Source organism: Ruminococcus sp. 1001136sp1_2201st1_G3_2201SCRN_220225 (assembly GCF_040924365.1).
In the GTDB taxonomy this organism is placed as follows: Bacteria; Bacillota; Clostridia; order Lachnospirales; family Lachnospiraceae; genus Blautia_A; species Blautia_A faecis.
In genome coordinates, this window is record NZ_JBCOME010000007.1 from 40,522 (window position 1) to 58,968 (window position 18,447).

The 18,447-nt window shown below is 44.0% G+C and carries 17 protein-coding genes; 3 read left to right on the forward strand and 14 right to left on the reverse strand.

Annotation, left to right across the window (positions count from 1 at the left end; genetic code table 11):
- Positions 1–4: 4 nt before the first annotated feature.
- The 9 genes from cbiB to AB5642_RS04145 form a co-directional block, all read right to left on the reverse strand.
- A complete protein-coding gene (cbiB, locus tag AB5642_RS04105) occupies positions 5–970 on the reverse strand; it encodes an adenosylcobinamide-phosphate synthase CbiB (RefSeq protein ID WP_173718108.1) in 966 nt (321 codons plus the stop codon).
- Positions 967–2,469, reverse strand: coding sequence for a cobyrinate a,c-diamide synthase (locus AB5642_RS04110; RefSeq protein ID WP_173718107.1), 1,503 nt, complete (start codon positions 2,467–2,469; stop codon positions 967–969). Before AB5642_RS04110 ends, cbiB begins: the two co-directional genes overlap by 4 nt.
- Positions 2,470–2,533: 64 nt before the next feature.
- Positions 2,534–4,579: a precorrin-6A reductase gene (gene cobK / locus AB5642_RS04115; protein WP_173718106.1), complete on the reverse strand. Its 2,046-nt coding sequence runs from the start codon at positions 4,577–4,579 to the stop codon at positions 2,534–2,536.
- Positions 4,572–5,312: a precorrin-3B C(17)-methyltransferase gene (gene cobJ, locus AB5642_RS04120; RefSeq protein WP_173718105.1), complete on the reverse strand. Its 741-nt coding sequence runs from the start codon at positions 5,310–5,312 to the stop codon at positions 4,572–4,574. The genes cobK and cobJ overlap by 8 nt, the downstream gene beginning before the upstream one ends.
- Positions 5,305–6,396, reverse strand: coding sequence for a cobalt-precorrin 5A hydrolase (locus tag AB5642_RS04125; RefSeq protein ID WP_173716608.1), 1,092 nt, complete (start codon positions 6,394–6,396; stop codon positions 5,305–5,307). Before AB5642_RS04125 ends, cobJ begins: the two co-directional genes overlap by 8 nt.
- Positions 6,397–6,457: 61 nt before the next feature.
- The gene (gene cobM / locus AB5642_RS04130; RefSeq protein WP_118579928.1) at positions 6,458–7,216 is read right to left on the reverse strand and encodes a precorrin-4 C(11)-methyltransferase; all 759 of its coding nucleotides are present in this window, start codon (positions 7,214–7,216) and stop codon (positions 6,458–6,460) included.
- Positions 7,217–7,322: 106 nt separating this feature from the next.
- Positions 7,323–8,006 carry a precorrin-2 C(20)-methyltransferase gene (cobI, locus tag AB5642_RS04135; protein ID WP_173716582.1) on the reverse strand — a complete coding sequence of 228 codons (684 nt, stop codon included), beginning with the start codon at positions 8,004–8,006 and terminating at the stop codon, positions 7,323–7,325.
- A gap of 142 nt (positions 8,007–8,148) precedes the next feature.
- Positions 8,149–9,324 carry a cobalt-precorrin-5B (C(1))-methyltransferase CbiD gene (gene cbiD, locus AB5642_RS04140; RefSeq protein WP_173716583.1) on the reverse strand — a complete coding sequence of 392 codons (1,176 nt, stop codon included), beginning with the start codon at positions 9,322–9,324 and terminating at the stop codon, positions 8,149–8,151.
- Between the two features lie 344 nt (positions 9,325–9,668).
- Positions 9,669–11,012 carry an MATE family efflux transporter gene (locus AB5642_RS04145; RefSeq protein ID WP_173716584.1) on the reverse strand — a complete coding sequence of 448 codons (1,344 nt, stop codon included), beginning with the start codon at positions 11,010–11,012 and terminating at the stop codon, positions 9,669–9,671.
- A gap of 193 nt (positions 11,013–11,205) precedes the next feature.
- On the opposite strand from AB5642_RS04145, the gene AB5642_RS04150 reads away from it, so the two are divergent.
- On the forward strand, positions 11,206–12,096 hold the full coding sequence (locus AB5642_RS04150) for an RluA family pseudouridine synthase (protein WP_173718103.1): 891 nt from the start codon (positions 11,206–11,208) through the stop codon (positions 12,094–12,096).
- Positions 12,097–12,178: 82 nt separating this feature from the next.
- On the opposite strand, the gene AB5642_RS04155 is transcribed toward AB5642_RS04150, so the two are convergent.
- The 3 genes from AB5642_RS04155 to coaBC form a co-directional block, all read right to left on the reverse strand.
- Entirely contained in the window at positions 12,179–12,952 is a 774-nt protein-coding gene (locus AB5642_RS04155) for a type III pantothenate kinase (RefSeq protein ID WP_173716586.1), read from the reverse strand.
- Between the two features lie 93 nt (positions 12,953–13,045).
- Positions 13,046–13,696, reverse strand: a complete 651-nt coding sequence (locus AB5642_RS04160; RefSeq protein ID WP_173716587.1) for an ECF transporter S component — start codon at positions 13,694–13,696, stop codon at positions 13,046–13,048.
- 228 nt (positions 13,697–13,924) lie between these two features.
- The gene (gene coaBC, locus AB5642_RS04165; RefSeq protein WP_173716588.1) at positions 13,925–15,124 is read right to left on the reverse strand and encodes a bifunctional phosphopantothenoylcysteine decarboxylase/phosphopantothenate--cysteine ligase CoaBC; all 1,200 of its coding nucleotides are present in this window, start codon (positions 15,122–15,124) and stop codon (positions 13,925–13,927) included.
- 322 nt (positions 15,125–15,446) lie between these two features.
- Here coaBC and AB5642_RS04170 point away from each other — a divergent pair, with 322 nt between their 5' ends.
- Positions 15,447–16,007: a class I SAM-dependent methyltransferase gene (locus AB5642_RS04170; RefSeq protein WP_179962554.1), complete on the forward strand. Its 561-nt coding sequence runs from the start codon at positions 15,447–15,449 to the stop codon at positions 16,005–16,007.
- A gap of 125 nt (positions 16,008–16,132) precedes the next feature.
- Here AB5642_RS04170 and AB5642_RS04175 read toward each other — a convergent pair whose 3' ends face one another.
- Entirely contained in the window at positions 16,133–16,933 is an 801-nt protein-coding gene (locus AB5642_RS04175) for a peptidylprolyl isomerase (RefSeq protein ID WP_226815447.1), read from the reverse strand.
- A gap of 166 nt (positions 16,934–17,099) precedes the next feature.
- Between AB5642_RS04175 and AB5642_RS04180 the strand changes: the two genes are divergently transcribed.
- Positions 17,100–17,579, forward strand: a complete 480-nt coding sequence (locus tag AB5642_RS04180) for an S-ribosylhomocysteine lyase (protein WP_173716589.1) — start codon at positions 17,100–17,102, stop codon at positions 17,577–17,579.
- Positions 17,580–17,730: 151 nt separating this feature from the next.
- On the opposite strand, the gene AB5642_RS04185 is transcribed toward AB5642_RS04180, so the two are convergent.
- Positions 17,731–18,228, reverse strand: coding sequence for an SH3 domain-containing protein (locus AB5642_RS04185; protein WP_173718102.1), 498 nt, complete (start codon positions 18,226–18,228; stop codon positions 17,731–17,733).
- Positions 18,229–18,447: the final 219 nt, after the last annotated feature.

Genomic DNA, 18,447 nt, shown 5'->3' on the forward strand with positions numbered 1-18,447 from the left:
TCCGCTATAACACAGTTTTCAGAAGAACACTCAGCCCGAAGAATAAAATTGCTCCCACAATACAGGTTGCATAAAGCAGCTTATTCGCTCTTGGAATATCCTCGATTTCAACCGGGCGGATCGGATCCCCGATCGTCGGTTTTTCATATAGCTTACCAAAATAATAAGCATTTCCTGCCAGCTGAACATCCAGTGCTCCTGCCATAGCCGCTTCTGTCTGGGCAGAATTGGGGCTTGCATGATTGCGGCGGTCTCTTCTGTATATTTTCACTGCATTTTTGGTATCCATTCCAACAAATACTGTGGACAATGCCATCAACCAACCGGAAATTCTGGCTGGAATATAATTCGCCACATCGTCAAGTCTGGCTGCACATCTTCCAAAATACAGATATTTATCGTTTTTATATCCAAGCATAGAATCCATAGTGTTGATGCCCTTGTACAAAAACATCAAGGGAATTCCACCGATTGCCATATAAAACATAGGGGCAATAATTCCGTCAGAGGAATTTTCCGCAACCGTTTCCACAGCTGCCTTCGTCACTCCGATTTCTGAAAGTGCCTGTGTATCACGTCCCACGATCATGGAAACGGCATAACGCGCTTCCTCAATGGTTCCGTTTTTCAGGCGGTCATATACTTTCATACTTTCCACTTTCAATGATTTTGTTGCAAGCAGCTGTCCGCACCAGAAAGTCTCCAGTGCAAAACCCAGCCAGAAATTCCATTTATAAAGCAGATAGATCACACCGTAAGGAATAAAAAAGGTAATAAGACAGACAAAGACAACCTCCAGAATGCCTCCTGCCCGCTCACCCTTATCTGTTTTCGGAAACACCTTTCGTATTCCTTTTTCCAGTCTGCTGATCAGATTTCCTATGAGACATACCGGATGATATAGCCATCTTGGATCTCCCATAAGCAGGTCAAGAATAAAACCTGCCGGAAGAGTTAATAATCGTATCATTTTTGTAACTCCTTATACTCCAGACACTTTTTTAAAAATGCCTGCGGAATTTTCGGATTTGCGTAATAATATAAATGAGGAAAGCCCGCTAACAAATGATCGGTGCCGTGCATGCAGTCCCACCCGCGTTTACTTTCCGGTTTGGAAGCATGAAATGCAGTTCCACAATTATCCGAATCAAAATAATGAAATTCATGGGCAGGACTTACTCCAAGATCTGACTCCCCAAGAATCGCTGTTTCCTGTTTTCCATGGGAAATCCCCTTATTCTGCCTCAAAGTAATATAGCCAAACCGGGTCAGTCTGGGTGTGCGCCATACCTTACCCGGAATAACGCCTGCCATTTCATAGAATTTCCCATCCATTCCCTCCATGCTTTCGTGGAGATACATGAACCCACCGCATTCTGCAAGACAGGGCATTCCATCCTTTATGGCTGCCGCAATTTCCTGCCGCATAGAAAGATTCTCCTCCAATGCTTTTCCATTTAATTCCGGATATCCACCATAGAGAAGAAGTCCGTCCAGATTTTCTGGTAAATGTCCGTCATGTACAGGCGAAAAGGCCACCAGCTCGGCACCCATGGAACGAAGAAGATCCAGATTGTCTTCATAAAAGAAGCAGAATGCCTCATCTTTCGCAAGACCGATCTGAAGCTTCTTTGGGCTTTTCCAGGTACACACCTGACTCATTTCAGTCAATACATCCACTTCTCTTTTCACCTTTTCAGCTATTGCACTGGTTCCAGATGGCTGACATAGGGATCTCTCATCTGTCTTTTCCAACAATGGATATTCCAACACTGGTGCCTCATTGGCCAGTTTTAATATCTCTTCTATTTCCAGACTGTTCTCCAGCACTTCTGCCAGCTTCAAAAGCCGTCCCTTCAGTTCCGGGATTTCTTCTGGCAAAATCAGTCCCAGGTGTCGGCTCTCGATCACACAATCTTCCACCCTTGGCACATAGCCCAGTACTTTGATGCCAAGCTCCTCTTCCACCAGTTTCTTCATTCTGGGATAGAGCATAGGGGACATCTGGTTAAAAATCACGCCTTTTATGCGGCTGTCTTTTTTGTATTCCAGAAAGCCTTTTATGTAGGCAGCAAGAGAGACACTCATTCCCTTGCTGTTCACGATCAGAATAACCGGCGTATCCGTAACTCGCGCCAGATCATAAGCACTTGCCAAAGTAGTGGTTCCTGCCACTCCATCGTAAAAACCCATAACGCCTTCCATCACTGCTATTTCACAATCAGCACTGTTTTTTGCAAGAAGGTATCTGGTAATCTCCTCTCCTGTAAAAAAAGTGTCCAGATTTCGGGATTTTGTACCAATTACCTGGGTATGGAACATGGGATCAATATAATCCGGTCCGCATTTAAAGGAGACTGTCTTTATTCCTCTGTTTACCAGTACCTGCAGCAGACCACAGGTGAGAAGTGTTTTTCCGCTTCCGCTGGCTCCTGCTGCAAGCAAGATCCTGGGTATTCTTTTTTTCATGATAGTCCTCCTCTTCTTTCCGCGCCAACAGCCTTTTTCTGCACTCTTAAGAAAACCACACCTGTCATATCTGCGCCCGGGGGCTCTGGCAGGTAATGATATAAATAGGATTTTCTCCCATCATTAGATGGTATCTTCCAATCTCTTTTGATCTGGAGGCTGTAAGCTGCACTGCTTCCTGATCTGCGAAATCGTATTCTTTCAATATCTCCAGTGCCTCACTGATAGTCTCCAACGTAATGCAGTTGATCACGATCCGCACATCCTGGTTCTTTTCTAAAAGCAGGGCAACGATTTCTTTCAGATTTCCTGATGAACCGCCGATAAACGCATGAGTTGGAACCGGCAGTTCTTTTAGTGCTTCCGGTGCCTCGCCCTTTATAATTTCCAGATTATCCGCTGCAAACCGCTGTTTGTTTTCGTAAAGAAGAGCCACCGCGTCATCCTTTTTCTCAACAGCGAAAACCTGTCCCTGATCTGCGCGAAGAGCCATTTCCACAGAAACAGAACCTGTTCCGGCACCTACATCATAACAGATGGAATCTTCCTGAAGACGAAGCTTGGAAAGGGAAACACATCTCACCTCTTCTTTTGTCATAGGTGCTTTTCCACGGATAAATTTCTCATCTGGAATTCCATGAGTGGAAAATGCCGGTCTGGCTTTTTCATTGTAAGCACAGACAACGCTCAATGCCTGACCCGCATAGGAAGTCAGTTCACTGGCGTTCGCCTGGAATATTTTTTCATCTGGATAGGAAAGATTTTCTCCAACATAGAGAACCACATCTCCCATCTCATATTCCACCAGCTTCTGTGCAAGTTCCGCAACTGCACTTCCTGTTCCCAGAATGGAAAAAACCTTCTGATTCTGCTTGATCATGGAAACCAAATTGCAATTTTTGCCGTGGGCACTAGTAATCTTCGCATCATCCCAGGATAAACCGATCTGGGACATAAAATAAACCACAGAAGAAATTCCGCAGATAATCTCAATGGAGACACAGCCATTCTCTTTTTCACTGTGCTCCTGCCCTTCAAAATCATCTGCTAAAACACCCTCTGGTTTCCTTCCATTCAACACATCCAACAGCTTCTTCGCTCCGCTGTAGAATCCCACATCCCCGGACAAAGCTATCACAATATTCTCATATTCCGGATGGCTCTTAATATAAGCTCCAATCACATCGCTGCGGTATTCATACACCACCGGCTGTCCCGGCTCCCGGATGGAATCTGCCATACGCCTGGCCCCAATGATCAGATCAGCTCTTTGAACTGCCCTTTTTCCCTGAATTGTAAGGGTTTTCTCACTTCCCATCCCAATTCCCAGGAGTGTAACGTGAGGTTTCAGGGTGAGTCCGAAATGTTCCGTTAGCATATGTTTACATTCTGCCACAGAAAGGCCCTCTTCCTGCAGCGGTCTTCCAATTATAACAGGAATCACATCGCACATAAGTGCAGCATCAATTTTCTCCTGAAAACCACCTGCTTTTCCTGTATCCTTTGTCACAAGATATTTGCAGTCATACTGACGAAGCATGGCTGCGTTTAATTCCATGGAAAAGGGTCCCTGCATACCGATCAGATGTTTGCCCTCAAAGCCATACCCTTTGCAGGTTTCCATCACAGATGGCAAAGACAGAACACGGGCATAAATGCGTTCTCCTGCATCAGATAAAGCTGTAAATTTTCCAAGCTCCTTGCTGCCTGTAGTTAGCAGGATATTCCCCTTAGTGTCTTCCAGAAACCTCACTGCTGCCTCCGTGTCTTCCACATATACAGCTTTATCCTGATACGCGCCCTTTTCACGAAGTACTCTCTCATAGGAAAGCCCTGTATTTTTGCAGGCTGTCCGAATATTCTCCGTTACCTCGGCAGCATACGGATGGGTAGCATCCAGCACCAGTCCGGGACTGAGTTCTTTCAGAAGATTTTCCATCTCCGCCCCATTCAGGCGGCCAGCGTGGATTTTCAGATATTCTCCCTCTTTTAATGATTTGCTGCCGTAATCGGTAGCAACACATGCAAACACACTTACTTTATTTTTTGCCAAAAAGCTGCAGATTTCACAGCCTTCTGTGGTGCCTGCAAAAACAACAACATCAGACATTTTTATATCCTCTTGGTGTTACCATTTTTCCATCAATATTTCTGGTCTGTGAATTTCCGATAAATACAGTGGTAAACATATCTACCTGTGTTTCTTTCAATTCAGCCAGAGTCATAACCCTGGCAGTTTCACCCTCGCGGTTAATGTTCTTCACGGTACCGCATACTGTTTCCGGAGATTTGTGTTGAAGCATAAGTTCGCAGGCTTTTTTCAGATAATCGTGTCTCTTGTGACTGGACGGATTGTAAAGAACAATCACAAAATCAGCTTCCGAAGCCAGAAGAAGACGCTTCTCGATCTTTTCCCATGGTGTGAGCAGATCACTGAGACTGATCAGACAGAAATCGTGGATCAATGGAGCACCAAGAACTGCTGCTCCTCCGGTTGCTGCTGTAACACCTGCAACTACTTCCAGCTCCACCTCCGGATAGTTTGCGCCGATTTCATACATAAGACCAGCCATTCCGTAAACTCCCGCATCACCACTGCAGATCATGGAAACTGTCTGGTCTTTCATAGCCTCATCAAAAGCCATTACACAGCGGTCTACTTCCTTTCTCATAGGTGTAGTGAGAAAAGATTTTCCCGGAAAATGGTCTTTTACAAGATCAATATAAACAGTGTATCCAACGATCACATCACTTTTTTCAAGAGCTGTAGCTGCAGCTCCTGTCATTCCTTCATAAGAACCTGGTCCGATTCCTACCACATAGATTTTCTTTTCTTTACTCAAAACGTATCCTCCAATCTCCAAGGACAAGAGCCGTTGTCACGCCCTCTGCGCCCCGTTTTCTCTGTATAAAATGAACGCCAGTATAATTCTCTGCGGCTTTCACCGCGCTTCGCTCACACACATTATCCACACCTACTGTCTTACTCACAAAAGAGGATGATGTGAATTCACCCTGCACAGACAGAAGTTCCTCACTGGAAAATGTTTTGAAGGGAACTCCCAGCTTTTCTGAAAGAGCCTGAAGCCCGGGTTCTTCTTTTTTTACATCAATGCTTGCTAGAGCTGCAACTGCCTCCGGATAAATGTCATTTTCTTTCAGGCAGCTGAATGCTGCTTTTTCCACGGCTTCTGATTCTTTATTTTTCCGGCAGCCCATTCCAAGCGCAGCAGCTGGTGGAACTACATGCGTCGTTGAGGCAAAGGGATGACAGCTTTTATGTACGGTCACGGCAATCCCCACCTCTGGAAGTGGTGTGCCATCCACAGTTTCATACTGTATTTCAGAAAGTGATATGCCAGTTTTTTGACACCAGATCAGTCCCTCTGGCAGTTCTCCCTCCCAGGGAAATTCGCTGTAGAATCCCACCTTCTCACCTGCCAGCAGCGCGGCAGAAACCTCTTTCGCCTCTTTCATTCGAAAAATGTGACAGTTATTTTTCTTTGCAAACACATCCACAGCAAATTTTCCCTCAAGGTCTGTGGCAGTTGTGACTACAGGGATTGCCTGTAAAATGTCTGCAGCCAGACAGGCAAGTTCATTTGCCCCGCCAAGATGTCCAGACAGCAGGGATATCACAAATTTGCCCAATTCATCTACTACCAGCACAGCCGGGTCTTTCTTTTTGCTTTGTATAAAGGGAGCAATGCTGCGCACTGCGATTCCGGCTGCTCCAATGAAAATGATACTGTCTGCAGTTTCGAACTGTTCTCCCGTCCATTTCCCGCAGCTTCCCTTTATAGAATCTGGAATGTATTTGCTCTTTGTGAAAAAAGAAACTATATTTCCTTCTTTTTCCAGTCCCTTTTTTAGTTTCTCTCCTGTCTGCTGCCCTGTCAGGGTGTAGCATATCATGGAAATTTTCATCCGTTTTCCTTTCATCTGGAACAGGCTCTAACCTAAGCTGCCATATCAAATAACCTTATTCTTATTTCGTTGCTTCACGGAACTCTGTTGTAAATCCTGGATCGTATAACTTGGAACGGTCATAATGAGCGGCATTTACACAGTCTCCAATGATCATAAGTGCAGTCTTCGTAATATGATTCTCTTTCGCAGTCTGCGCCAGGGTTCCTACTGTGCACACAAATTTCTTCTCATCCTCCCAGGTTGCCTTATACACAATCGCAGCAGGAGTATCTGCCGTATAACCGCCTTCGATCAGTCTTCTGCTCAGTTCTTCCAGCATTCCTGTACTGAGAAAAACAACCATAGTTGCCTGATGGGCAGCAAAGGACTGAATGCTTTCCTTTGGCGGAACCGGAGTTCTTCCTTCCATACGGGTGATGATCACGCTCTGGGAAATATCTGGCAGCGTATATTCCAGATTTAAAGCACTTGCCGCACCGCAGAATGCACTGACACCAGGACAGTAATCATAAGCAATTCCCTTCTCATCCAGCACATCCATCTGCTCACGGATGGCACCATAAATACAGGGATCACCTGTGTGGAGTCTTACTGTTGTCTTGCCTGCTGCTTCTGCCTTTTCCATAACAGAAAGCACCTCTTCCAGTGTCATCTTTGCGCTGTTATAAATAGTACAAATATCCTTTGTGTACTCCAAAAGTTTTGGATTTACCAGAGATCCTGCATAAATAACTACGTCTGCTTCTTCCAGATATTTCTTTCCTCTTACGGTGATCAGATCCGGTGCTCCGGAACCTGCTCCTACGAAATGAATCATGGCTTTCTCTCCTTTTTCACTATAATTTTTATTATGCGGCAAAGTTTTATAATTCTTGCTTTAATAAATTTTTACTCTGCCTACATTGGTTTTCATTTACATTATCTTACTTTTCCTTCACAATGATCAACGAATAATAACCTGCATCATCTGGAATTTCTTCCACACTTCTATAAATTTTCTCATCTGGCATTCCGCAATTTTCGATCATCTCGGCTTTGTTACCAGATGCTTTGATCTGTGCTTTTACTTCCTGCATTTTTTTGCCGGTTTTCATCAGAACCTTCGTTCCTGGAAGCTTTAATGCTTCTTCTATCTGATAGGAGGCAGGGATTACATGAAGCTGCTGGGATTTTTCCACCAGTCCTTCATTAAATCTGGCACTGACTGCGCAAAAGGATGTAATGCCGCTGATGATTTCCGTTGCATATCCCAGCTGCTCCACCCTTTTATGAACATAAATGTATGTAGAATATACGGTTGGATCTCCCAGGGTAAGAAATACTACATTTTTTCCTTTCTCAAGCCATTCTGCAATTATTTTTGCTCCTTCATCATGAACACGTTTCAGTTCTTCTCTGTCTTTGATCATGGGCATTGGCAGGGAAATCATCTGTTTGCTGTCAATTTCCGGATACGCACCTTTCATGATCCTGTATGCTACAGATTCTTTTGGGTTTTCCCCTGGAAAAGCCAGTATATCTGCTTCCTTTGTAAGTCTTAAGGCCTTTAAAGTGATCAGCTCCGGATCCCCTGGGCCAACTCCTACGCCATATAATTTTCCTGTCATAGATCTCTCTTTCTGAAATAGTTTTTAAACATAACTACTCTGTTTTTATTTTTTGCTCTCATAAACTGAACATATCTTTATTCGTAAAAATGCCCTGCAACATACTGTCCATGCCTGCAATCTGCACACTCTATCATCCCGCTTACATTTGAAGTTTAAGCATTTCATCCTGCTTTTGAATTTCCTGAATCAGTTCACCGGCATCTCTTGTTTTTCCCAGATATCCATATACATTGTTAAAAACAACCGCACCAAGCTTAATTTGTTCATAAGAACGGTGATCCAGATAAAACTGGATTCTTTCCATAATTTCTTGCATTGCAGGCTCTAAAAGGCCTTTTTCGTGCAAAATATCAAGGGCATCATCTGTGGTATTGCAATTCAGGATATCTCTTGCAGTATCTCCATCCGCTCCCACTCTGAGGGCATTGGCTGCAAGCACTTCCATACGGGCATCTGCACTGTGGGAATGGGTGTTCATAATTCCTGCTGCTACCTTTACAAACTTGCCAATATGGGCCACAAACAGGATTCCTTTCACTCCCATATCCACAGCCATATCAATGGTTTCTCCCACATAATTGCTGCACTTAATATTTCGTTCGAAAGGTAAGGTCATGTGCTCACGCAGATAATCTGCCCCATAGTTTCCCGGAGTCACAAGAAGGTACTTCTCGCCTTGGGTAAAGTGCTGCTTCATTTCCACATGAATGCTTTCTACAAGAGCTTTTTCACTCATAGGCTCCACAATTCCGGAGGTTCCAAGAATGGAAATTCCCCCTGTGATTCCCAGCCTGGGATTAAAGGTCTTCTTGCCGATCTCTACACCTTCCGGAACAGAAATCACAACCTTCAGCCCTCCCTCATAGTCATGGGAAACTGCAGCTTCTTCTGCTTCTCGAAGGATCATGGCACGAGGAACAGAATTGATCGCAGCTTCTCCTACTTTCTGGGAGAGCCCGGGTCTTGTAACTCTGCCTACGCCCACTCCGCCATCTATGACGATTCCGGCAGTATCCGTCTTCCACACTGTAGCATACACAAGAATGCCATTTGTTGTGTCCGGATCATCTCCGGCATCTTTTTTCACTGCACAGGTAACCTGATTTTCACTGATCTGAATGTCATGCAGTTCCAGGTCAAGGAGGATTCCCTTGGGAGTCATAAGCGGTACAGATGTTAACTTTTCTTTTCCAAGAAGCATCAGGCAGGCGCCCTTGCAAGCTGCTGCCGCGCAGGAACCTGTAGTATAGCCAAAACGCATTTTCTTCTGTCCGCGAATCACATAATAATCTTCCAATCCTGTCTTATGTTCCATGTTTCTTGCCTCCAAAGCTATGAGGAACCCGCTATGCGGGTTTCCGGGATTGTGACGGCAATCTTCACGTCCGCCCCATCTGTTACGTAAATAAAAGAAGCCCTGTCCTGACAACAAAGCTTCTTTCCTATCAGTCTTATCCCGGTTGCCGCAGGAAATCCTGTTTCTGAAAAAGCAACCAGTATCTGACTGTACAGTAACGGACTTGTGCAGGAATTACACCTGGCTTCCTGATCATGCTTTTCCCTGTTTTTATCCGTTACATTATATAATTTTGCCATTTAAAAGTCAATAAAAGGGGATCGCTTTCCTTATCTTTTGCAGTTACCTTTTGCAGTTACCTTTTACACAACTTTATGTTCCATCCATTTTCCACTCTTAAACCGCAGACCAAACACGATCGCACGTACCGTCCAGTCTGTGAACATTCCGATCCAGACAGCCATCGGTCCCATGCCACATACCCGGATCAGATAAACGCACAGGCAAAAGCGGAAGGTCCACATAGTAATGCAGGAAGTAATCATGGAAAACTTCACATCTCCTGCCGCACGCATGCCGTAAGCCGGAATAAACGCAAACATCCATACGATTGGTTTCACAATGGTGATCCAGAACATCATATCAAGACACATTTCAGCGCTTTTAGCTTCCATTCCACCAATCATGGTAATCGGCCGTGCAAGGACATATACCACTGCACAGCAGGCGATGAGAAAGACTTCGGAAAAGATCATCAGTTTCTTCATATAATAAACTGCCTCGTCTTTTTTTCCGGCTCCAAGGCTCTGTCCCACTACTGTCATAAGTCCGATTCCAACACCAATTACAGCTGTTCCATTTAACATCTCCAGCATATTGGTCATAGCCTGGGCTGCAATTGCAGTGGTTCCAAGCGTAGAGACTGTAGACTGGATTGCCAGCTTTCCAAGCTGGAACATGCTGTTCTCTATACCAGAAGGAATACCAAGAGCAAGAATCCTGCCAATCATTTTTCCATCCGGACGGATTTTCAGATAATCACGTACCACAATTGGCTGCCTGTCTTTTCTAAGCTGATAAAGCACTACCACTGCACAAAAAATTCTGGATACCAGTGTAGAAATGGCGGCTCCGGCAACTCCCATATGAAATACCCAGATCAGGATTCCATTTCCCACAATATTCATCACATTGGAAATAATGGAGATTACCATCGGTCCTCTGGTGTTTTCCTGTGCACGGAAAATGGATGCTCCGGCATCATAAAGCGCAATAAAAGGATAGGACAGCACAGTATAAAAGAAATATACCATGGAATTCTTCATAACATCCGCGTCTACTTTTCCGAAAATAAAGCTAAGAAGCGGTGCACGGAAAGCAAGTCCAAGCACAACGATGAAAACAGAAATAGCCGTTATAATAAAAAGTGCCTGCCTGGCTGATTTGTTTGCCATCTCGTGATTCTTCTGGCCAAGATACTGGGTACAGATAATGGTACCTCCTGCTGCCAGTGCAGAAAAGGCCTGAATGATCAATACATTGATGGAGTCCACAAGAGAAACGGCGGAAATGGCCGCAGAACCTACATTGCTGACCATCATAGTATCTACCGTACCCATCAAGGCATTTAATAGCTGTTCCATAATAATAGGAACAAGAAGCGCCCGGAGCATTTTGTTTGTAAAAAGATGTTGCTGTTGTTTCATATGTTTTCTCTTTTTCCTTAAATATATAAATAGTTCCTGTCGCATGGATGTATATCTCATAAAACTGCTTCAGATACTTCCATGCAAATATTTTCTGTGCTATTATACACCTTGAGCGAAAAAAATACAGTATTTAATTACGCACAATCCTTATGTTTCAACATAATTTTAATACAATTTCAGGAGGAACACCTTGGACAGAATTCTTACATACACGATACAGCCAGAGCAGGAAGGAATGCAGCTTCTTGATTTTCTCAGGAACAAGGGCTTTTCCCGGGGAATTTTATCTTCCATGAAGGCAGATAAAAATGCGATTCAGCTAAATGGTGAGCGGGGATTTGGGAAATCAGTTCTTCAGGTCGGAGATTCTCTTCACATACATATTCCGGAAGCGGACAACACTGAGAATATCCTGCCTGTGAGAATGGACCTTTCTATTCTATATGAAGATGAAGATATTTTAGTCATAAATAAGGCGGCAGACATGCCTGTGCACCCTTCCATTGGAAATTATGATAATACACTGGCGAATGGAGTTGCCTGGTATTATAAAGAAAAAGGACAGCATTTCGTCTACCGCTGCATCAACCGTCTGGACAGAGACACCACAGGAGCCCTGATCCTGGCGAAAAATCCTTATAGTGCAGCAGTTCTCTCTGCCCAGATGAAACAGCGTCAGATCCGGCGTACCTATCTGGCAATTGTACAGGGAATCGCACCAGAGCAAGGAACTATTGATGCGCCTATCGGGCGCGCAGCAGATTCCACCATCGAAAGACAGGTGGATTTCGCAAATGGGGAAAGTGCGGTCACACATTATGAGCGATTAGACACCTATCATTCCTACTCTCTCATCGAGCTCCATCTGGAAACCGGACGCACTCATCAGATCCGTGTGCATATGAAGTACATTGGACATCCGCTGCCAGGAGACTTTCTCTACAATCCAGATTACAGAATTATAAAAAGACAGCCCCTGCACTCCTTTCAGCTGGAATTTGCTCACCCTGTTACAGGAGAAAACATGTGTATGACTGCCCCTGTCCCAGAAGATTTTGCAGATGCCTTTCATCGTTCCTAACGGCAACCGAATTCGGGCAAAACAGGTCAGAACCTCATAACCGTGAAGTTCTGACCTGTCTCATTTTTCATTCTCAGAAAGCTTATAATTCTTTTCTGTTCTTCTCATATATAATGAGCAAACCTTTTAACAAAAGATCCTCATCCAGCAAAATCTTCCGCTTGCAATGTGGGATAATCTTACGGGCAAGACCACCAGTTGCAACAACTGTAATTTTCTGACCAAGCTCTTCTTCAATTCTGTCAACAATTCCGTCAAGGGCTGCTGCATTGCTGTAAATCACACCGCTTTTCATGCATTCAATGGTATTTTTTCCAATGATGCGCTTCGGTGCTTCAATACTGATTCCGCTAAGCTGAGAAGCACGGGCAGTAAGGGCATCCAGGGACACTCCCATTCCGGGAAAAATCATGCCTCCCACATAATGCTTCTTCTCATCTACTACGCTTACCGTACTTGCAGTTCCCATATCAATAATTGCCAGTGGAAGAGAATATTCATGAATTCCTGCAACTGCATTTGCTACAAGATCTGCTCCAAGCTGTCCGGGATTATCCATCAGGATATTCAGTCCTGTTTTTACACCTGGTCCCAATACCATAGGTTCTTTTTTCAGAACCTTTTCAGCTGCAAGCTTCACGGCATTGGTAATCTGCGGTACTACAGAGGAAATAATGCAGCCTTCAATATCAATCCGCTTAATATGATATAAATCCAAAACTGTCTTCAGGTCAACTGCGTATTCCAGTTCTGTTTTTGTACGGACAGTGGAAAGTCTCTCAATGAAATAGGTTTGCTTTGAATCAATGCAGCCAACCACAATATTTGTGTTTCCAATATCAATTGCTAAAATCATTTTTTCCTCCATGATTTCTCTATCATCAGCCAGACTGCTTTCAGCCGCAATCAGCGGCCATTTTTGCAAACAGTCTGTCTGTTTTCAATTTTCTTAAACTTCTGCTGTTTTTACCACTTTCTCAGATTTCTTCTCTGTTTCCGGAAGAAGCCTTGCCTTGTAAAGGGCTGCACCTACAGCGCCTGTGATAACGGTAGCGGAAAGCATTTCACATACTGCGTTGATTCCTACAAATGTACAGATGAACAGAATCACGTTTTTTCCACCCATAAGTCCCTGTACATACTCGGTATTTCCAAAAAGGCAAACCAATAACCCCATAAAAAACAGAGTATTTAAAAATGCGGAAAGAAATCCTGTTACAGCACAGGAAAGATAAATATTTTTTGATTTCCTGCGGACTCCCCGGAAAATATATCCAAGAAGAAGTCCGTCAACCAGTCTTGGAATAAATCTCTGAACAAACGCCAGGAATGGATTGATTCCGAATAAGGTAACACCCATAAGGCTGGTACCTCCAATGCCGATACACTGACCAAAGCTGGTAAGTCCGAATACGGCTCCCGCGATGGCTCCGCCTACAGGTCCCATTGTAATTGCGCTGACGGCAACCGGAATAATATTAAAGGTGATTGCAAGAGGCCCGATATTCAGGTATCCAAGAGGTGTGTAAGCCATAAGAAGCAGAATTGCGATCATAAGGCCCAGTAAGGTGATTTGAGATGTTGTAAATTTTTTGTTCATATTGTCCTCCTTGTTATCGTTCCCTATATTAGAGCCTGTTCAGACCCAGGGATACAATACGGTATGGAACAGCGGGCATGTTTTTTTGGTATTTACCCGCCACTCTGAAAAATGTGTTATCCTCTGTCCAGATTTACAAAATACAATCTGCGAATATAACACCAGTGCCACTGCCTGCGGCTTCGCAAAAGATTTATAAATGCTATCAAAATGACAGCCTGTAAATAACTATCTGCGAACTCTCTCAAGCAGTATTTTATCCAGGATCTTACCGGCTGCATCCTCCTTGCTCATTAGCGGGAGTGATACTTCCTCATCCTGTGTAATCAGAGTCAGAACATTGGTGTCCCCCTGGAATCCGGCACCTGCCATTTTTACATTGTTGGCAGCTACCATATCCAGATTTTTCCTGGTAAGTTTGACTCTGGAATTACCGATCATATTCTCTGTTTCCATGGAAAAGCCACAGAGAAACTGTCCATCCGGTTTGTGCTCTCCAAGATATTTCAGAATGTCATCTGTTCTCTCAAGGGCAATGGACATGTCATCGTCTTTCTTTTTGATTTTCTCATCGCTCACACTGGCCGGACGATAGTCTGCCACTGCTGCTGCTTTAATGATAATATCCTGTTCCTGACTGACAGAGGTTACAGCTTCATACATATCTCTGGCTGTTACCACCGGAACCACTCTTACAAATGGCGGCGGTGTAAGTGCAGTACGTCCACTCACCAGTGTGACATCTGCTCCGCGCAGCATAGCCATTTTTGCAATGGCATAGCCCATCTTGCCGGAAGAATGGTTGGTAATATAACGGACAGGATCAATTGCTTCCTGGGTAGGACCGGCGGTAACCAGCACCTTCAGCCCTTTCATATCCTTCTCACAGGCACACTCTCTCAAAATATAGTTTAAAAGAGTCTCCGGCTCCGGCATTTTTCCTGCTCCGGTATCGCCACATGCAAGATAGCCCACAGCAGGATCGATCACTTCGTATCCATAATGCTCCAGGATTTTTAGATTATCCTGAACAATGGGGTTCTCAAACATATTGGTGTTCATCGCCGGAGAAATAAATTTCTTGCATCTGCATGCCATAATGGTGGTTGTAAGCATGTCGTCTGCAATTCCATGAGCCAGCTTGCCTATCACATTGGCACTTGCCGGTGCGATCATCACAACGTCAGCCTTTTTCGCAATGGACACATGCTCTACCTGGAACTGAAAATTCCGGTCAAAGGTATCCACAAGGCATTTATTCCCGGTAAGTGTCTCAAAAGTAATGGGATTAATAAAATTAGTGGCATTTCTGGTCATTAGCACATGAACGTCTGCCTGCTGTTTCTTCAGCATACTTGCAAGATATGCGATCTTATATGCTGCAATACTTCCAGTAACTCCCAGAAGAACTGTCTTTCCCTCTAACATTATCTTCCCTCATCTCTCTTTGAAATCTTTTGGACAAAATTCATCTGTTATTTTATACCTTTTGTCCGTACCGCTTATTATAATGCAAAGAGACGTATGAATGCAATGTATTTTTTATATGTTCAGCTTTTCATACATAATTTACCTTTATATGCATCTTTTCTTTGTTTTATTATCTGTTATAATAGCCTTGGACTTTTAACAGCCATTCCAGAGCATGTAAAAAAATCCTTCCCGTAACGTGCACACCCCACTTTGCGGGAAATTTTGCCATCTGTTTTCGTCTTTGATAATAAGGATACTACAAAAGAAAGGAACCATTATGAACTACCAGATCACACAGTGGTGCGCCCACTTTATCTCAGAGCATGTAAAAGAGGGAGAGCTTTGCATTGATGCCACCATGGGTAACGGAAATGACACTCTGCTTCTTTCCCGTCTTTGTGGGGAAAAAGGGCATGTACTCGCTTTCGATATTCAGGAAATGGCACTTGCCAATACAAGAGAGCGGCTTGAAAAAGAAAATGCCCCTCACAATTATGAACTGTTTCTGGATTCCCACGTAAATATGGGAAAATACGCAGAGCCTGTGAGTGTAAGCTGCATTGTATTCAATTTCGGCTATCTGCCGAAGGGCGATCATACTCTTGCCACAAGGGCAGAATCCAGTATTCAGGCACTTACCGTATCCCTGTCCCTTTTGAAAAAGGGCGGGATCCTGATGCTGTGTATCTACAGCGGCGGAGATTCCGGGTTTGAGGAACGGGATGCACTGCTGAAATGGCTGAAGGTGCTGGATTCCAGGAAATTTCTGGTTATTAAAACAGAATATTACAACCGGCCTAATCATCCGCCTATGCCCGTACTTGTAGTCAAACTGTAACTTGTATACAAAAAGCAACAACTTTTTCCCATGTATTTACTCAAAAAACACCCCTTAGACAGACTACAATTATTTGTGTCTGCCAAAGGGGTGTTTTATCTTCGGTATTCTCAAACTGTACTTTATCAATCTATAATGGTAACGCTTGTCATCACCGGCTGCTCATCTGCAGAAATAGTTCCATTGTTATCTGTAGGCTTTGCAGCCTTGCAGATCTGGTCAACAATGTCCATGCCTTCTGTCACATGTCCGAAAGCGGCATACTGTCCATCCAGATAGGTACTGTCAGACTGTACGATAAAGAACTGGGAGCTTGCACTGTCCGGGTCTGAGGATCTTGCCATGGAGATCACACCTCTCTCATGGGAAATATCGTTCTTTACGCCATTCTCAGAAAACTCGCCCTTAATAGTCTCATCAGAGCCTCCTCTTCCGGTTCCTTCCGGATCTCCGCCCTGGATCATAAATCCATCAATAATACGGTGGAAAGTAAGTCCGTCATAGAAATGCTCCTGTGCCAGTTTCACAAAGTTGGTTACACTGATAGGTGCTGTGTCCGCATCCAGTTCCACCTTAATGGTGCCGTAGTCCTTCACCTCAATCTCTGCATGATGAAGACCGGTAAGAGGCTCTGAAGTATCCAGAACAGTGCTGGTATCGTCTGCTGTATCTGTATCTTCTCCATCCCCGGAACCGTCTGTAAAGCCGGAAACTTCTTCCTCCGTTCCTTCTGACTGGTCAGCACTCTCATCTGTACTTTCCTCTTTTGTTTCTTCTGTGTCTTTATTTTCTTCTGTGCTCTCTTTAGTATCTGCTGCTTCTGTGCTCTTGCTTTCCTCTTTCGTATTATCTGAACCACAGCCTGCCAGCATTCCTGCGGAAAGAGCTGCCACCATCAGCATTGCCAGAATTTTTCTTTTTTTCATGATTTTATGCCTCCAATTCTTGATGCCATCTTTTTCTATTATAACGAAAATCACGTAAAAAACAATTGTTTTCACAGATTGTTCAATTTCTTTTTCTTTGTCTTGCCACAGCTTGTATTGTCTGCTAAAATCAAGAAAGAATTTATCAGAAAGCGAGGTCTTTTTTATGGAAAAGATTACCAGTTTCACAATAGATCACATCAAACTTCAGCCAGGCGTTTACGTTTCCCGCAAGGATCCGGTTGGAAATAGTGTGATCACCACTTTTGACATTCGTATGACTTCCCCAAATGAGGAGCCTGTTATGAACACAGCAGAGCTTCACACCATTGAGCATCTTGCTGCTACTTTTCTTCGCAACCACAAGGAATTCGGACCGAAGATGATCTACTGGGGACCAATGGGCTGCCGTACCGGCAATTATCTGCTGCTGAACGGAGATTATGAATCTAAGGATATTGTTCCGCTTATGGTTGAAACCTTTGAGTTTATCCGTGATTTCCAGGGCGAGGTTCCTGGTGCTTCCCCGAAAGACTGTGGAAATTATCTGGATATGAACCTTGGAATGGCGAAATATCTGGCTAAGAAGTTCCTGAATGAAGTGCTGTATGATATCAAACCAGACAGACTGATTTATCCGGAATAATTTGATTTGATATATTCAGAAATCTCCCTCTTACCATTTCATGGCAGGAGGGAATTTCTTTAGTACTCAAAAAACGCTATGCAAACGATAATATCATCCATTTACATAGCGTTTTTCATGTCATCATTTCATCTCTTAAATTTCTAGCCTGTCAGCCTGCGACAGCCTCATCAGCTGCAGCATCTGCACTTCCTTCTGTAGCTGCCTGATCAGCAGTTCCATCTGCGGCTGCACCGTCAGCTGCCACTGCACTTACATAATCACCGGATACATAAGCAGTCTGTCCCTCATAGGAAACCTCAATCCAGCCATTGTCGCATACACCTGTACTTGTAAGCTGTGTACCGCTTGTTACACCTGCGATCCAGGTAGCATCTGCACTTGCATCTGCACGAAGGTTAATATCTGCATTCGCAACATATGTACCATCCTGCTTGGTTACATTCACACCGCTTGCAGTCTGCTCTACAACTGGTTCTGGAGTAGGAGTAACTTCTGGTGTAGGAGTTGCCTCAGGGGTTGGTGTTGGAATAGGGGTCGGGGTTGCCTGTATAACTGTAACGCTTGCTCCTGCACCTTCCTCAAATCCACATCCAGGGATGCAAAGTGCTGCGCCCAGAAGCAAAACGGCTAATGCTGCTTTTTTCATAATATAGTTCCTCCTTTACAAAGCAATGGGGCTTTGAATTGATTCATCTTCTTTTCATATAATATTACAAAAACAGACTCATTTCGCGAATCGTTACAATTAATATACAGTATTATTACAAATTATGCAACCCCTAAGTGTATCTTTGCAATAAAGCATATTTGAAATATGTTACTGTTCACTTCGTTCACAGTAACGCGCTTCGCGATGCACAGAAAG

Excerpts from the sequence above, each read along its gene's own strand:
- cbiB (WP_173718108.1), bottom strand. The coding sequence starts at position 970 with ATGATACGATTATTAACTCTTCCGGCAGGTTTTATTCTTGACCTGCTT.
- AB5642_RS04110 (WP_173718107.1), bottom strand. The coding sequence starts at position 2,469 with ATGAAAAAAAGAATACCCAGGATCTTGCTTGCAGCAGGAGCCAGCGGA.
- cobK (WP_173718106.1), bottom strand. The coding sequence starts at position 4,579 with ATGTCTGATGTTGTTGTTTTTGCAGGCACCACAGAAGGCTGTGAAATC.
- AB5642_RS04125 (WP_173716608.1), bottom strand. The coding sequence starts at position 6,396 with ATGAAAATTTCCATGATATGCTACACCCTGACAGGGCAGCAGACAGGA.
- cobM (WP_118579928.1), bottom strand. The coding sequence starts at position 7,216 with ATGATTCATTTCGTAGGAGCAGGTTCCGGAGCACCGGATCTGATCACC.
- cobI (WP_173716582.1), bottom strand. The coding sequence starts at position 8,006 with ATGACAGGAAAATTATATGGCGTAGGAGTTGGCCCAGGGGATCCGGAG.
- cbiD (WP_173716583.1), bottom strand. The coding sequence starts at position 9,324 with ATGGAACATAAGACAGGATTGGAAGATTATTATGTGATTCGCGGACAG.
- AB5642_RS04145 (WP_173716584.1), bottom strand. The coding sequence starts at position 11,012 with ATGAAACAACAGCAACATCTTTTTACAAACAAAATGCTCCGGGCGCTT.
- AB5642_RS04155 (WP_173716586.1), bottom strand. The coding sequence starts at position 12,952 with ATGATTTTAGCAATTGATATTGGAAACACAAATATTGTGGTTGGCTGC.
- AB5642_RS04160 (WP_173716587.1), bottom strand. The coding sequence starts at position 13,696 with ATGAACAAAAAATTTACAACATCTCAAATCACCTTACTGGGCCTTATG.
- coaBC (WP_173716588.1), bottom strand. The coding sequence starts at position 15,124 with ATGTTAGAGGGAAAGACAGTTCTTCTGGGAGTTACTGGAAGTATTGCA.
- AB5642_RS04170 (WP_179962554.1), top strand. The coding sequence starts at position 15,447 with ATGAACTACCAGATCACACAGTGGTGCGCCCACTTTATCTCAGAGCAT.
- AB5642_RS04175 (WP_226815447.1), bottom strand. The coding sequence starts at position 16,933 with ATGAAAAAAAGAAAAATTCTGGCAATGCTGATGGTGGCAGCTCTTTCC.
- AB5642_RS04180 (WP_173716589.1), top strand. The coding sequence starts at position 17,100 with ATGGAAAAGATTACCAGTTTCACAATAGATCACATCAAACTTCAGCCA.
- AB5642_RS04185 (WP_173718102.1), bottom strand. The coding sequence starts at position 18,228 with ATGAAAAAAGCAGCATTAGCCGTTTTGCTTCTGGGCGCAGCACTTTGC.